Source organism: Paenibacillus marinisediminis, assembly GCF_054343325.1.
The window spans coordinates 185,140-198,768 of the sequence record NZ_JBTGUH010000007.1 but is presented as its reverse complement, the minus strand read 5'-3'; the positions used below and the strand labels follow the sequence as shown (position 1 = coordinate 198,768).

Sequence of the window (13,629 nt, the reverse complement as noted above, 5' to 3'; positions counted from 1 at the left end):
GATAGCACAATTTGCGTTGCAAAACTAATCGAACTGTCACAGGCTAATGCATAGGGCATCTACAATATCCGTTTATGTCTAATTATATCATAGATTAGAGCCAAGACATTCCTAATCAATGATCTCGATTCATTAAAAAGTCTGCAAGATCAAACAGATGCGCAGGTGATGGAATGTTAGCATCGATAAGCGCTTGCTTCGCTTCCTCAGTTAAACTCGCTACCTTACGCTGCGATGCTTCAAGACCAATGAGATAAGGGTAGGTTACTTTGCCGCTCTTCTCATCGCTGCCTTTGGATTTGCCTGTTCGTGCTTCTTCTCCGATAACATCAAGAATATCATCTTGGATTTGGAAGGCTAGTCCAATATTATGACCGTATCGTTCAAGACCCGCTATCTGCTCCTGTGTCGCTCCGCCTATACGAGCCCCAGCCCGTAAAGAGAAGATAACGAGATCGCTCGTTTTATGCAAATGGATATAATCCAACTGTTCTTGTGAAGTTATTCCCTGTTCGCCAAGCATGTCAGCTGCTTGACCGCCGACCATGCCGCGCATTCCCGCATATTCCGCTAGTTCTTCCGTTACGGCCAATGTGACCTCTGCTGGTACTCCGTATCGTTTGGTTGTTTGAGAAACGCTGTAAAAAGCTTGCGTCAGCAGGCCGTCCCCAGCCAGTATAGCCATCGCTTCGCCATACACCTTATGATTCGTGAGCTTGCCGCGACGATAATCATCGTTGTCCATTGCAGGTAAGTCATCATGTATGAGCGAATACGTGTGGATCATCTCGATAGCGCAAGCCGTAGGAAGCGCCGCTTCCATGCGTCCACCTACACTCTCGCATGCAGCGATCACCATCAGCGGTCGCAGCCGCTTGCCGCCTGCCATTAGGGAGTAGAGCATCGATTCGCGCAGCGGTCCAGGCACATCCCATTCGCGGTTCAGCTCACGGGGAAGCGCTTCCTCAATCATCGATATTCGGGCATCCATATACGCCCGAATACGATCTGCTTGATTACTCATTACCGTCACCCGCTTCCGGCTGGAACGGTTGACGCTTCCATTCACCGTCCTGCTCCGTCAGCATCTCAATTCGACGTTCTACCTGCTCAAGCTTCGCTGAACAGCTATTGGACAAGAGCATGCCTTCTTGAAATAGCTCGATCGCTTGCTCTAGCGGCACATCTCCGCTTTCGAGCTGCTGCACGATGTGCTCAAGCCGTTCCATGGCCGCCTCAAAAGACAGGCTCTGAATTTGTTCCATCTCATGATTCATCTTCGTCTCTCCCTTTCAAAGACCAGACTTGGGCATCGATCTGCCCATCGGCCACCTTCACTTTGATCACATCGCCCAACTGCACGTCGTCCAGCTTGCGAATCAGCTTCGTCTCCTGCTCGTCATAGACGAGGCTGTAGCCGCGAGCCATTACTTTAAGCGGGCTAAGCGCATCGAGCTGCCGTATAGCTGCAGTTAGCTGCATGCCCTGCCTGCGCGTTAAAGCGTGCATCGCCGCCCGCATCTCTCGGTCAGAGGAGCGCAGTCGATTGTGCGCGATCTTCACCTGATGCACAGGCGATTGATCCTTCAAGCGCGCGGTGAGCGCTGCGAGCTGCTTCTCCTTGCGGCTTGCAAGCGATCGGCTCTGATTCATCAGCCGATCGTTCCAGCGCGCAAGCGCAATGCGCCGCTGCTCCAGCGCTTGCTTCGGGCGGCGCATGACGCCCGCCTGCTGCGAGCGCAGCAAGCGCTCCTGCTGTACGGCGATCGAGCGCCGAACTGCCTGCTTCAGGCGCGAGCCGAGATGGCTCAGATGCTGCCGCACATCCTCAATGTGCGGTACAGCCAGCTCGGCTGCCGCCGTAGGCGTTGGAGCGCGGAGATCCGCGACGAAGTCGGCGATAGTGAAGTCGGTCTCATGACCGACCGCTGAGATGACAGGGATCGCCGATTCTGCAATTGCGCGCGCCACCTCTTCCTCGTTAAAAGCCCATAGCTCCTCGAGTGAGCCGCCGCCGCGTCCAGCGATGATGACATCAACCTCGCCATAGCGGTTGAAGGCACGGATCGCTGCCGCGATGGATGGCGCCGCCTGCTTGCCCTGCACAAGCACGGGCATTAGCAGCACGGGAATACCCGGCTGTCTGCGATTCAGCGTCGTTATAATATCGCGTATCGCGGCCCCTGTCGGTGACGTTACCACACCGATGGCTTTCGGGAACGCAGGAATATTCCGCTTGCGCGTCGCATCAAACAGCCCTTCACTCTGCAGGCGCTCCTTTAACTGTTCATAAGCCAAGTACAGGCTTCCTAAGCCGTCAGGCTGCATCTGCTGAGCATAGAATTGATACTGCCCGTCACGTTCATATACCGTGACATATCCCTTAGCAATGACGCGTGTTCCTTCCTTCGGTCGGAAGGCGAGTCTCTGATTTGCAGAAGAGAACATAATAGCCTTAATTCTGCTGTCCGCATCTTTAAGAGTAAAGTACATATGACCGCTGGAATGGTGCGTGAAATTTGATATTTCCCCGCGCAGCCATACATCCTGCATTCGTGCATCGCCGTCCAGCTTCATGCGTATGTACCGGTTCAGATCTTTCACGCTCAAGATTCGGTCTTCACTGGCTTGCAGCATTCTCCGCCTCCTTTCGGTCCATTCCTGCTGTCATTATTGAATCTGATGAATTCGCTTGGCAGACTTAAGCGTGTTATACATCAGCATCGTTATTGTCATAGGTCCTACGCCGCCTGGAACAGGAGTAATCCACTCACACATGTCCTTCACGTCCTGGTAATCTACATCGCCGGCAAGCTTGCCGGATTCCAAACGGTTCATTCCTACGTCGATGACGACAGCGCCCGGTTTCAAGTAGGAGCGATCCAGATAATTAGCACGGCCGATTGCCACCACAACGATATCAGCCAGCTTCGTCAGCTCTTTGATGTTCTCTGTGCGAGAATGGCACATGGTGACCGTCGCATGCTCTCGCTGCAGCAGCAATGACACCGGCTTACCGACGATATTGCTGCGGCCGATCACGACGGCATGCTTGCCCGCGATCTGAACCTGATATCGCTTCAACATCTCAATCACACCTGCAGGCGTACATGGAAGCAGGGAATCATCTCCGATAACAAGGTTGCCTACACTGACAGGATGAAACCCATCTACATCCTTCTCAACGGCAATGGCATTAATAACTGCCTTCTCGTTGATATGCTTCGGTAGTGGAAGCTGCACGAGAATGCCATGAATCGTATCTTGATTGTTCAAACGATCAATCATAGCCAGCAGCTCTTCTTCACTCGTATCTGCAGGCATACGATGCACTTCCGAGTAATAGCCAATCTCATTGCAAGCTTTATGCTTACTATTTACATAGACTTGAGAAGCTGCATCGTCGCCAACTAAGACTACCGCCAGACCCGGCTGTATATTGAGCGACTTCAAGCGTTCCACTTCCTGCTTCATTTCTTCCCGCATTGCAGCAGATACAGCTTTACCATCCATCACATTCGTCTCCATAGTTATCCCCCTCACAGTTGTAACTAATTACGACTATAAGTCGTTAGCAGCATCCAGCTGACTCGCCCGTTCCCCTCAGAAGTCAACGAAGACCTTGAGCTTTATTTACTCCGAGGCAGGAGCTGAAGCTCCCTGTTCTACTTCACGGTCACGCAGCATTTGCCCTAACACACCGTTAACGAATTTACCGGATTCATCTGTGCCGAAATGTTTTGCCAGAATGACAGCTTCGTTTACCACTACTTTTGGCGGCACATCGTCGCGATGTATTAGCTCATATGCGGCGAATCGCAATATTTGACGGTCAACGCGCGACAAACGATCCACTTGATAACCCTTCAGATATTTGGTAAGCACAGAGTCAAGCTCTTCCCGCTTATTCCATGATTCTGTCACCCAATGCAATACTTGATCATGCATTGCAGTAGCGTGTTTGCCCTCCATGCCGAGTTCACTTTCCTCTTGATTCGCTTCTTCTACGACCATCTTCACTGCCTGTTCTGGAGACACACCGTTCATCTCCATTTGATATAAGCTATGAATTACCATCTCACGCGCCATGCGTCTTTTCATTCGATTTCCTCCTGCAATATGCTTGTATTCATATCGTTCTCTCATTATCTAATGCTAATCCTACATAGTTTCATTTCCCTCTGCAAACACACAAAAATCCTATACTCGCTCCGTTCGTCTCCATCGGTCAGACCGAGGTGTTGCAGTCGTTCGGAGCGTGCATAGGACTACTTCAACCATCTTCTGCGTTCAGACAGCCATGACATCATACGCTGCCATGGAATCATGGGACCCAAGTTCAAATCTTTATGCTTACCTACCTGATAACCGATAAAGACGACCAAGGCAAAGAATAGCATGTCCCAAAAACCAGCAAATAAATAAATGAATCCGAGACCGATCCCTGCTCCAATGCCAATGATGCGGCTACTGTGACTCTCCCATAACTCTTTCCACATTGGAAAGCTCACCACCTATTCAACGCGTGCCTTAAATGTTTGCGATTGCACAATGTTGGCAACGTATACTGACACATAAGACACAGGAATCCCCGTAATTTCGTGAACATAGTCTCTTACATTACGCTGTACTTCTTCCGTAATCTCTGGAATGGCATGTTCCCCATCCACAATGGCACGGATGGTAATCTCAAGACCAGCATCATTCGCATGAATGCGCGCTTTCAGATCTTTTACTCCACGTACTCGCGTCGCTGCCTTAAGGGCAACATTCTCAATCGTTTCAATCGAAATCTTAATATCTCCGATATCTGTACGTTGATCAATTGATGGCAGAGTTGTGCGTTCCCGTTTAACTGACATGACAAAGAAACGCAAACTAAATAGAAACATTACAGCAGCCGTCACGATGACTGTGCCTATTAGCCAATCTGGACCCGTTATAGAGAAGCGCGGTATAAGTCCTGTAGTGGCAGCGATAGCTGCCAAGGAGAGCGTCCCGATAACGAAGCTATATACAAACAGCATAAGCCTGTCTAATATTCTGCTCATGGTGTCGAGCCTCCTTGTCGAATTACAGGTAACCCCCTGCCTAAGGGAGGGGGTTACCGCAACCTGCTTTATTTTACGCGAGCAACAGCTTCAACTTCTTCTACTTTCTCTGCTGCTTTGAAATGAACGTCATGTACATGCACGTTAACTTCTATTACATGCAAGCCAGTCATCATCTCAATCGAACGCTTCACATTGTTCTGAATGTTAGCTGCAACTTCAGGGATCTTGTTGCCATAGTGAACAATAATCGATACATCTACAGCAGCTTCACGCTGTCCAACTTCAACCTTTACACCCTTCGAAAGGTTCTTGCGTCCTAGCAGTTCAGCGATACCACCTGCAAACCCGCCGCTCATGCCTGCTACACCGTCAATTTCAACCGTTGCTAATCCTGCAATGACTTCAATTACCTCTGGCGCAATTTGAATATTTCCTAAATCTGTACGTTCGAACTCGGAGATCATTGTTTGACTCATCCTAAACCACTCCTGACTAATTGTGTTTGGATATACCCACTTTGTCCACCTATTATTCATAACTATATCATCTGTGCATTTTTATGACAAACGATATCATGAAAAACAAATTACCAAATTTATACCTCGTGATCTTCTAAGAATTTGATGTCAAAATCCCCACGAATAAAAGTAGGGTGCTGCAAGAGACGTAAATGGAACGGAATCGTTGTATGTATTCCTTCGATTGAAAACTCGGACAAAGCCCGTTTCATTCGCTCAATGGCTTCTTCACGCGTTGGCGCCCATACAATCAGCTTCGCAATCATGGAATCATAATACGGAGAGATCGTATATCCTGGATAAGCGGCACTGTCAACTCGTACACCGTAGCCTCCAGGCGGCAAGTAGAATGAAATATGACCTGGTGAAGGCATAAAGTTGCGGGATGGGTCCTCCGCGTTCACGCGGCATTCAATCGCCCAGCCATTTATCACGATATCTTCCTGGGATACGGACAGCTTCTCGCCTTCAGCGACGCGGATCATCTCTTTAATAATGTCAACGCCGGTAATCATCTCGGAGACCGGATGCTCGACTTGAATGCGTGTATTCATCTCCATGAAGTAGAATTCACCGTTCGGAGCAAGCAGAAACTCCAGCGTACCCGCGCCGGAATAGGAAACGGCATGCGCTGCGCGCACTGCTGCAGTACCCATACGTTCGCGAATCTCATCGTTCAGAACAGGGCAAGGCGCTTCTTCAACCAGCTTCTGACGACGACGCTGCACGGAGCAGTCGCGTTCACCCAGATGCACGACATTTCCATGCTTGTCGGCTACGATCTGAACCTCAACATGCTTCATACCTGTCAAATATTTTTCCAGATACACACCGGCATTGCCGAACGCCTTCTCCGCTTCCTGCTGCGCAGTCTTCATCTGCTTAATGAGATCTTCCTCATTATCAGCGATCCGAATTCCCTTGCCACCGCCGCCGGCAGTCGCCTTAATGATGATCGGATATCCGATATCGCGAGCGATCATCAACGCTTGTTCCATATCATCCACAAGACCGTCAGAGCCTGGAATAACCGGAACACCCGCATCCTTCATCGTTTGCTTGGCAACAGCCTTGTCACCCATACGCTCGATCGCATCAGGTGACGGACCGATGAACGTGATTCCACAGGAATCGCAGATCTCAGCGAAGTCCGCATTCTCAGCTAAGAACCCGTATCCCGGATGAACCGCATCGCATCCCGTAAGAGTTGCAACACTCATCAGATTCGTAAAGTTTAGATAGCTGTCCTTGGAAGATGTCGGTCCGATGCAGTAAGCTTCGTCAGCAAGCCGCGTATGCAGCGAATCACGATCCGCCTCCGAGTACACGGCTACAGACGCAATACCCATTTCACGACACGCGCGAATGATTCGAACGGCAATCTCGCCTCGATTGGCTACCAGTATTTTTTGAAATTTCATGTTTCAGCCTCCTCTTGGTCTTTCGCAACGATTCAGAACGAATTCTGATTATTCCGGCTTTACCAAGAACAGCGGTTGTCCGTATTCGACCAATTGCCCATTCTCAACTAGCACTTCAACAATCTCGCCTTTAACGTCAGCTTCGACTTCATTCATCAGCTTCATCGCTTCAAGAATACATACGACGCTCTTCTCATGAACCTTGCTGCCTACTTGTACGAATGGTGCGGCATCTGGTGATGAAGCGCTGTAGAATGTGCCTACCATCGGCGATGTAACGGAGTGAAGCTCCTCTTGCTTAGCCGCAACAGGCTTAGTCTCTGTAACGGCTTCAACTGCAGGCGCAGGTGCAGGAGCACTCACGACCAACGGTGCGGACACAGCAGCTTGAGGCGCAGCCCCAGCATTCACCGCTACCACTTCCGTACGACCAGGCTTGCGCAGCGCGAGACGGAATCCTTCATTCTCAATTTCCAACTCCTGAACTGAAGTTTGGTCCAACAGCTTAATGAGCTCTTTAATTTCGCTTATTTTGAACAAGACATTCACTCCTCAAAACGATATGTATCCGAATTTATCATATACCTAGGTTGTGGACAATCAATCGAGACGTAAGTATTATATCATAAACGTCCCAAATAGAAAGAGCCCAGTTGCTTGAACCGGGCTTGGTGCTGTTTACACAGCTGCGTACATCGCAATTAAACTATTAATCCGTGACATATTGAATACTGACTTTATCCTGTGTCACATTCAGCTCTTTCATCAGCTTGCTCATAATGTCAACCGCTTGTTTAACTTCCAGCTTGTTGCTCTGTACAACGACTTTATATTTGTCTTCTTCCTGCGTAATTACTGCATTATCATAGTCTTGCTGAAGCTGAGCTTCTAGGTTCGTTATCTTCTGCTCGCGATCCTCGATCTTTTCCATTTCATCATATGCACTGTACAGCTTCTCATCCGTGATCGTCGCGTCATTGATCATGGCTAATAACTTATCCTGTGTTTGCTCATATTGTGTATGACGCTCCATCTGCTTCTCTTCGATCAGGCTGCGTGACATCACGCCTTGCGACTCCACTTGATCCAATATCTTTTGAGTCTCTTCCGATATCGATCCTTGTGACACGTTGTTTTTGCCATCTTTTGCAGATGTTGAATTGCCCGTAACCTCTTGATACTGTACATCTGGGGTTACAGCTGCTTCCTTCGCGTTGCCCTTGACTGTTACTTGGGTACCATTTCCATTGACTGTTTCCGGCGTCGCATCTTCTGTGAACAAGTAATAGGCGGACAGTACGACCATCAAGCTCAACATCGAAACCAGCCAGATCGTTTGACGTTTCGTATTCATTCCATACAACCTCCCTCTTCTACCCCTCATTATTCGACAATCTTCCGCGGTACGACCGAGATGCGATAGGATGGAACATTCAAGCCTTTCTCGACCGCATCTGTAATAATTTGCTTCACCACTTTGTTCTCCGCACCGCCAGCGACTACGACAACTCCTCTGACCTTAGGCTTGATGCGCTTCGTCACGATCGGTGTATTATCGCCTGACGATTCCAGCATCACGATCTCGCCATCACGTGTGAATTGCGTGATGTGCCTTGTTCCGCCATTGGCATCCTTCTCTTCTGTCGTCTGCTGACTGTCCTTCATATTGCGCTGAATGACTAGCTCCTCCGTTGAATCGATCGTGACCATCACGTCAACTTGTCCTACACCGATGATGTCTTCCAAGATGTCGCGCACACGAGCCTCGAACGAATTCTCGATAGATTCGAATGAATTCGCAGCAACCTGCTTATCTGGTTCTGCCTCGCCTTGAGTTTGAAACGCACCTACCGCTGGAGGTTCACGCCCATCATTCCCCTTTAGCCAGTTGCTTGTACCGCCGAAGACATTTAATGAGCTCATTAGAACTAACGCAGCGCCGATAAGACCGAGAAGCAGAAGCCAACGAAAGGTTTTTATTTTGTTAGTTCCATTCGATCCTTTGCCAAGCAACGATTCAATCTGCTGCAGCCACTTTGCCACGACGACCTACCGCCTTTCGCTCTCGTAAACATGCATTTCATACTCCTCATTTCACCTATACGCTCTATGTCCATATTTATGACAGGTTTGTCCAAATATTTTTCATAAGCTATTCCCATTGCACCTTAACCTGCTCGGCGCTTACAAGCCATTGCGTCGTTAGAAGCCTTATGACTTCTGCTTCAGCCATCCGCTTCTGCTCCTTCTCCATCTCTCTAGTTGCTTCTCTGCCTTGTCGTGAAGAAGAATTGTTGGCTTCATGCCTCTCCTGCTTGCTTGCTTCTCCAAGCTGAATGTTCGGATTGGCTTGAATGGTTACAGGCTGAACATTCTCTACAGGTGCTATCGCATCAGTTCCAGTAGACGAATCCCCCCCTGTATCCTGCGGCAGCCTCCGTAGTTCATCACCCGCAGCTTCGGCAGCAGTTCGCCATCTTAAGATGATCCCTACCGAAGCTATCTTTGGCTCTCCGGCAGCCGTGTGTGCTATCTCAACTGCTACAGATGAGATATCTGCCTGTTTCATCTGCTGCGCTGACAGCGCAGGAACCGCGGCTTCTTGGCTGCCCGAAGCTGATCCAAGCGCCGCTGACTTCGTCGCCAACGCTTCGCGCAGCTGCACCTTCATATTTGCTTCCAGCTGCGTTGCGGCTACCTTCATCACTTCAGCATTGCGCACTGACGTTAAACGCGATGCTTCTCGTTGAATCGATGTCAGCGATTCAAAGGCTCCAGGGGTATTAGCAGAAGCCTTCTCCCATTCCGCAGCCAGCTCCTCCGTGATCTTCGAATCAAACAGCTTCATGATCGGCGACAGCAGAATGAGCAAGATGATGAGACTCATCATCAGCTTGACATACCGCTGCATTGTACGGTTCGGGAGCAGCAGATCGATAAAGGCTGCCAACAGAATGACCATGATGATTTCCTTTAGCCATTGGCTTAACCAGCTCATGCTCTCCCCCTCTTCCTCATAGTTTTAACGCATCATAACCGTTACATTGCCTGCGGTAAGCAGAATGGTAATGGCTAAGAAAAACATCAATCCGACTGCAGCGAGCGCCGCAAACACATAGATCATGCTCTTGCCAACGGTTCGCAAGCAGCTGACGACAGGACTATCGCCAAGCGGCTGCATTATAGCAGCTGAAACATTGTATATTAGCGCGAGTGTCATAATCTTTAGGGCTGGAAATGCACAGAGAAAGAGCAGAATGATTACACCCGTCAGACCGACCGCATTTTTAACCAATAACGAGGCTGATATTACAGTATCCGTAGCGTCGGAGAACACGCGCCCGACAACTGGCACAAAATTGCCTGTGATATACTTGGCCGTCCGTAGCGCAACTCCGTCTGTAACCGAACTTGTTACCCCTTGTACTGAGATGACTCCGAGAAAAACGGTCAACAGTATCCCAAGCAATCCAACGCTTGAGTTACGAAGGAGGTTAGCCAACTGTGTCACTTTGTATTTATCCGTCAGCGTGCTGACAATATGAAGAACGGCGGAAAAGAACAATAACGGGAATACGACGACATAGATCAGTGTCCCGACCATATGAATCATGAACACAATTAACGGATGCATGACAGATACGGTCACGACATTACCTAGTGAAGCCAGCAGCGTAAACAAGAGCGGCACCATCGCCATCATGAAGTGGATCATGCTCGTTATCGCATCTTTGGCATAACCGATCGCAACATAGAAGCTGTTAATGGCTAGTATGATAATGACCATATACGATATCGAATAAGCGATCTTACTGACTGTATTGCGTTCAAATGCCGTTTGCAGCGTCTCCAGCACCATGCTGAATACAGCCAGAATGACGATTGTGACAATTAGCTTGCCGTTCAGCATGATTTCCTGCAACATGAATTTACCCAGTGCCTTCATCGTGTTGCTGATCGTCAGCTTCTCACCGCCTGGAAGCAGCAAGTCCGCAAAGTCTGGCAGTGAATCGCGCGGGAAGAACCCGCCGTATTTCGACAATAACTCCTGCCAATAGGTTTCGACTTCTCCAGTGTTCACCTGCTTCGTCTGCCGCTGCACCCATTCGTTCGTCATGGTTACCGACTCATCAGCAGGCTCAGCGATTACGCTAGCCGCACCTATAATCTGCTTGTCCATAGATGCTTCACCGCTAACGGTCGAGCCACCGAAGCTGATGCCGACAGCAGCGATCATGAGGCATAGCGCCAAAACTACCCATATGCGCTTCGAATCCGAGGCAGCGTGCAGCCTGTGTCTATTCACCTTGGATAGCCCTCCTCGTTCCGCCTATGTCGGCAGCAGCTTCATGACGGTTTCAATGATTACGCTAATGATCGGAATGGCGAGCACCATGATCAGCACTTTTCCAGCTAATTCGATCTTAGAGGCGATGCTGTCTTGTCCAGCATCTCGCACCACTTGTGCTCCAAACTCTGCGATGTAGGCAATTCCGATAATTTTGAGAATCGTTTTTAAGTAAACAGGCTGGATGCCGGAACGCTCTGCAAGATCCTTCAGCACTTCGATGACGGCCTCAATCTTTCCAATCAGAAATAGGAAGATCAGCACACCTGCAAACGATGTGATGAGAAAAGCAAACATCGGCTTCTGCTCCTTCACAACAAGCGCAAGAATCGCTGCAATCAGCCCTATTCCGACAATCTGTACGATTTCCATCTCACTCACCTACTGGAACAAGAAAATGGTCTTAATCTCCTGAAACAGATGATCCAGCAAACGGATAACCATGAATAAGACCACAACGAACCCAATGAGCGTAACCCAGTGCGCCATATCTTCTTTGCCCATTTGCTTTAATACGGTATGAATCATCGCGATAATGATGCCGATTCCGGCAATCTGGAATATTGCGCTCACATCCACATTCATGTCATGGCACCTCAATACATCAAAATGACAGCTAAAATGCCGCTAAGCAGCCCCAAGCTTCTGTACATCTTTCCATACTTGCCCTGCTCTTCGCGAGCGGATAGCTCTTCTTGCTCCAAACGCTTGACCGCATGGCGAATATGGTTGCGTTGATCATCCTTGTCGCTCACGCCTAGGCTCATGCCAAAGTCTTGCAGTATTCGTAAGTCTTGCTTCTTAAGCGACGTCTGCTTGCATACTTCCTTCAAGGCTTGCAGCCAGGCTTCCTTAGCTGTGACGATCGTAATGTCACGGGCACGCATCGTGCCCGCCGCTCTATCGAACAGACCGTTGATCGGGGTTGGCAGCTGTTCTCCTAGCTCGGCAAAGGCTTCATCCAGCGGTGAATGGCCATATACGATGGCTGTTTCCAGCCTTTGAAGCCCGACGATCAGCGTTCTCAGCTGCTTAGGCCGTTCCGAATAAGAAGCCGATTGCAGCCATCCGATAGCTGTAGCAACGCTAATAACGATTGCGGCACCGATCAGTTTAAGCATGAGACCCGCCGCCTTTCGTGACAGGTGTGGCTTGCATAGCAGACGAAGCATATGCTGACTGCGCAGCTTGGGTAACCTGAAATGTATGCGGTGCTTCTGTTAGAAGCAATGCTCTTCGCTTCTCGTCATAAACACGGCGTGTCCATTCTTTCTTCGTTCGCCTTAGCAGCACGATTCGACTGAATACGCCTTCCGCCATCATCGTACCGATGCCAGGTCTGCGGCTGACTTCGTCTATATCGCTGCCGTGGGCGGTTGCAACAACGCGCACACCTGCATGTATAGCCTCTTTCATCGCGAAGACATCGTCTTCACGACCAAATTCATCGACCACTATAACATCAGGCGACATGGAGCGAATGAGCATCATCATGCCTTCTGCCTTCGGACATCCGTCTAGAACGTCTGTCCGATATCCTAGATCGAAGCTAGGCACGCCTTTCAGGCAGCCAGCGATCTCGGACCGTTCATCTACGACCCCAACTTTGAGCGCTTTCCACTTCGCGTCCGGATGGTACCAACAGCCAGACGCAATCGAGCGAGCCACATCCCTAAGCATCGTCGTCTTGCCGTGCTGCGGCGGGGAGATGATCAACGTATGATGCACCGTCTGCTGCTTGAAGTCTAGGAGATGCGGCATAATGGAGCATGCAGCCCCTTGTACTTCTCGGGCAATTCGAAGATTGAAGCTGGATATTTCCCGCAAATGGCTCACCTTGCCGTTCGAGAGCACGGTTCGGCCTGCTAGTCCGATCCGATGTCCGCCTGCGATCGTGACAAACCCTCTCCTAAGCTGTTCTTCCATCGTATAGAGAGAATGATTCGTCATCAGATCAAGCAGCTGGTGTGCATCTTCTCTTGTCGGCACATAGGCTTCTTGCGGCAGATCGGTCAGCAATCCCTTAGGGGTAACGAAATGAAATTCACCTCCGCTGCCTATTTCCAGCGGACGGTGTTCGCGAATCCGTATTTCCTCCAGCTCTCTTAATTTGTTGGGCGGTATATGAAGGATGAGCGAGCGGAGCTCAGGCGGGAGAACGAGTGACCAGCCCGTCCGAAGTTGATCGTTCATGCAGCACCACCTCTCTGGATGTGAATAGGATTGAAGCATGGTTGACCGTTTCTATCAGATGTTTATGGGTCAAGCTCAACAAATATGACTTCTTG

At 49.6% G+C, this 13,629-nt stretch carries 18 protein-coding genes; all 18 read right to left on the bottom strand.

Annotated features, from left to right (window positions below):
- Window positions 1-115 precede the first annotated feature (115 nt).
- The 18 genes from ACXX53_RS16655 to spoIIIAA all read right to left on the bottom strand — a co-directional run bounded on the left by ACXX53_RS16655 (window position 116) and on the right by spoIIIAA (window position 13,534).
- A complete protein-coding gene (locus tag ACXX53_RS16655) occupies window positions 116-1,024 on the bottom strand; it encodes a polyprenyl synthetase family protein (protein ID WP_458569788.1) in 909 nt (302 codons plus the stop codon).
- Window positions 1,017-1,277, bottom strand: a complete 261-nt coding sequence (gene xseB, locus ACXX53_RS16650; protein ID WP_458569787.1) for an exodeoxyribonuclease VII small subunit — start codon at window positions 1,275-1,277, stop codon at window positions 1,017-1,019. Before xseB ends, ACXX53_RS16655 begins: the two co-directional genes overlap by 8 nt.
- Window positions 1,267-2,637 carry an exodeoxyribonuclease VII large subunit gene (gene xseA, locus ACXX53_RS16645; RefSeq protein ID WP_458569786.1) on the bottom strand — a complete coding sequence of 457 codons (1,371 nt, stop codon included), beginning with the start codon at window positions 2,635-2,637 and terminating at the stop codon, window positions 1,267-1,269. The genes xseB and xseA overlap by 11 nt, the downstream gene beginning before the upstream one ends.
- 33 nt (window positions 2,638-2,670) lie before the next feature.
- Complete coding sequence (folD, locus tag ACXX53_RS16640; protein WP_458569785.1) at window positions 2,671-3,528, bottom strand: bifunctional methylenetetrahydrofolate dehydrogenase/methenyltetrahydrofolate cyclohydrolase FolD; 858 nt, start codon at window positions 3,526-3,528, stop codon at window positions 2,671-2,673.
- Window positions 3,529-3,633: 105 nt separating this feature from the next.
- Window positions 3,634-4,101 carry a transcription antitermination factor NusB gene (nusB, locus tag ACXX53_RS16635; RefSeq protein ID WP_458569784.1) on the bottom strand — a complete coding sequence of 156 codons (468 nt, stop codon included), beginning with the start codon at window positions 4,099-4,101 and terminating at the stop codon, window positions 3,634-3,636.
- Between the two features lie 167 nt (window positions 4,102-4,268).
- Window positions 4,269-4,499, bottom strand: a complete 231-nt coding sequence (locus ACXX53_RS16630) for a DUF2273 domain-containing protein (RefSeq protein WP_458569783.1) — start codon at window positions 4,497-4,499, stop codon at window positions 4,269-4,271.
- Window positions 4,500-4,514: 15 nt separating this feature from the next.
- Complete coding sequence (gene amaP / locus ACXX53_RS16625; protein ID WP_458569782.1) at window positions 4,515-5,051, bottom strand: alkaline shock response membrane anchor protein AmaP; 537 nt, start codon at window positions 5,049-5,051, stop codon at window positions 4,515-4,517.
- A 68-nt stretch (window positions 5,052-5,119) separates the two neighbouring features.
- The gene (locus ACXX53_RS16620; RefSeq protein ID WP_458569781.1) at window positions 5,120-5,530 is read right to left on the bottom strand and encodes an Asp23/Gls24 family envelope stress response protein; all 411 of its coding nucleotides are present in this window, start codon (window positions 5,528-5,530) and stop codon (window positions 5,120-5,122) included.
- Between the two features lie 119 nt (window positions 5,531-5,649).
- Window positions 5,650-6,993 carry an acetyl-CoA carboxylase biotin carboxylase subunit gene (accC, locus tag ACXX53_RS16615; RefSeq protein WP_458569780.1) on the bottom strand — a complete coding sequence of 448 codons (1,344 nt, stop codon included), beginning with the start codon at window positions 6,991-6,993 and terminating at the stop codon, window positions 5,650-5,652.
- A gap of 48 nt (window positions 6,994-7,041) precedes the next feature.
- Complete coding sequence (accB, locus tag ACXX53_RS16610) at window positions 7,042-7,533, bottom strand: acetyl-CoA carboxylase biotin carboxyl carrier protein (protein ID WP_458569779.1); 492 nt, start codon at window positions 7,531-7,533, stop codon at window positions 7,042-7,044.
- A gap of 169 nt (window positions 7,534-7,702) precedes the next feature.
- Window positions 7,703-8,347, bottom strand: a complete 645-nt coding sequence (locus ACXX53_RS16605) for a SpoIIIAH-like family protein (protein WP_458569778.1) — start codon at window positions 8,345-8,347, stop codon at window positions 7,703-7,705.
- A 29-nt stretch (window positions 8,348-8,376) separates the two neighbouring features.
- Window positions 8,377-9,036, bottom strand: coding sequence for a stage III sporulation protein AG (gene spoIIIAG / locus ACXX53_RS16600; RefSeq protein WP_458569777.1), 660 nt, complete (start codon window positions 9,034-9,036; stop codon window positions 8,377-8,379).
- Between the two features lie 109 nt (window positions 9,037-9,145).
- Window positions 9,146-9,991, bottom strand: a complete 846-nt coding sequence (spoIIIAF, locus tag ACXX53_RS16595) for a stage III sporulation protein AF (RefSeq protein WP_458569776.1) — start codon at window positions 9,989-9,991, stop codon at window positions 9,146-9,148.
- 24 nt (window positions 9,992-10,015) lie between these two features.
- A complete protein-coding gene (gene spoIIIAE, locus ACXX53_RS16590) occupies window positions 10,016-11,299 on the bottom strand; it encodes a stage III sporulation protein AE (protein WP_458569775.1) in 1,284 nt (427 codons plus the stop codon).
- Window positions 11,300-11,323: 24 nt separating this feature from the next.
- Window positions 11,324-11,713 carry a stage III sporulation protein AD gene (spoIIIAD, locus tag ACXX53_RS16585; protein WP_458569774.1) on the bottom strand — a complete coding sequence of 130 codons (390 nt, stop codon included), beginning with the start codon at window positions 11,711-11,713 and terminating at the stop codon, window positions 11,324-11,326.
- Window positions 11,714-11,722: 9 nt separating this feature from the next.
- The gene (gene spoIIIAC / locus ACXX53_RS16580; protein ID WP_458569773.1) at window positions 11,723-11,926 is read right to left on the bottom strand and encodes a stage III sporulation protein AC; all 204 of its coding nucleotides are present in this window, start codon (window positions 11,924-11,926) and stop codon (window positions 11,723-11,725) included.
- A gap of 11 nt (window positions 11,927-11,937) precedes the next feature.
- The gene (gene spoIIIAB / locus ACXX53_RS16575; RefSeq protein ID WP_458569772.1) at window positions 11,938-12,462 is read right to left on the bottom strand and encodes a stage III sporulation protein SpoIIIAB; all 525 of its coding nucleotides are present in this window, start codon (window positions 12,460-12,462) and stop codon (window positions 11,938-11,940) included.
- Window positions 12,455-13,534: a stage III sporulation protein AA gene (gene spoIIIAA / locus ACXX53_RS16570; RefSeq protein WP_458569771.1), complete on the bottom strand. Its 1,080-nt coding sequence runs from the start codon at window positions 13,532-13,534 to the stop codon at window positions 12,455-12,457. Before spoIIIAA ends, spoIIIAB begins: the two co-directional genes overlap by 8 nt.
- Window positions 13,535-13,629: the final 95 nt, after the last annotated feature.

Excerpts from the sequence above, each read along its gene's own strand:
- spoIIIAB (WP_458569772.1), bottom strand. The coding sequence starts at position 12,462 with ATGCTTAAACTGATCGGTGCCGCAATCGTTATTAGCGTTGCTACAGCT.
- folD (WP_458569785.1), bottom strand. The coding sequence starts at position 3,528 with ATGGAGACGAATGTGATGGATGGTAAAGCTGTATCTGCTGCAATGCGG.
- spoIIIAC (WP_458569773.1), bottom strand. The coding sequence starts at position 11,926 with ATGAATGTGGATGTGAGCGCAATATTCCAGATTGCCGGAATCGGCATC.
- xseB (WP_458569787.1), bottom strand. The coding sequence starts at position 1,277 with ATGAATCATGAGATGGAACAAATTCAGAGCCTGTCTTTTGAGGCGGCC.
- spoIIIAD (WP_458569774.1), bottom strand. The coding sequence starts at position 11,713 with ATGGAAATCGTACAGATTGTCGGAATAGGGCTGATTGCAGCGATTCTT.
- amaP (WP_458569782.1), bottom strand. The coding sequence starts at position 5,051 with ATGAGCAGAATATTAGACAGGCTTATGCTGTTTGTATATAGCTTCGTT.
- accC (WP_458569780.1), bottom strand. The coding sequence starts at position 6,993 with ATGAAATTTCAAAAAATACTGGTAGCCAATCGAGGCGAGATTGCCGTT.
- ACXX53_RS16630 (WP_458569783.1), bottom strand. The coding sequence starts at position 4,499 with ATGTGGAAAGAGTTATGGGAGAGTCACAGTAGCCGCATCATTGGCATT.
- spoIIIAF (WP_458569776.1), bottom strand. The coding sequence starts at position 9,991 with ATGAGCTGGTTAAGCCAATGGCTAAAGGAAATCATCATGGTCATTCTG.
- xseA (WP_458569786.1), bottom strand. The coding sequence starts at position 2,637 with ATGCTGCAAGCCAGTGAAGACCGAATCTTGAGCGTGAAAGATCTGAAC.
- ACXX53_RS16655 (WP_458569788.1), bottom strand. The coding sequence starts at position 1,024 with ATGAGTAATCAAGCAGATCGTATTCGGGCGTATATGGATGCCCGAATA.
- ACXX53_RS16620 (WP_458569781.1), bottom strand. The coding sequence starts at position 5,530 with ATGAGTCAAACAATGATCTCCGAGTTCGAACGTACAGATTTAGGAAAT.
- ACXX53_RS16605 (WP_458569778.1), bottom strand. The coding sequence starts at position 8,347 with ATGAATACGAAACGTCAAACGATCTGGCTGGTTTCGATGTTGAGCTTG.
- nusB (WP_458569784.1), bottom strand. The coding sequence starts at position 4,101 with ATGAAAAGACGCATGGCGCGTGAGATGGTAATTCATAGCTTATATCAA.
- spoIIIAA (WP_458569771.1), bottom strand. The coding sequence starts at position 13,534 with ATGAACGATCAACTTCGGACGGGCTGGTCACTCGTTCTCCCGCCTGAG.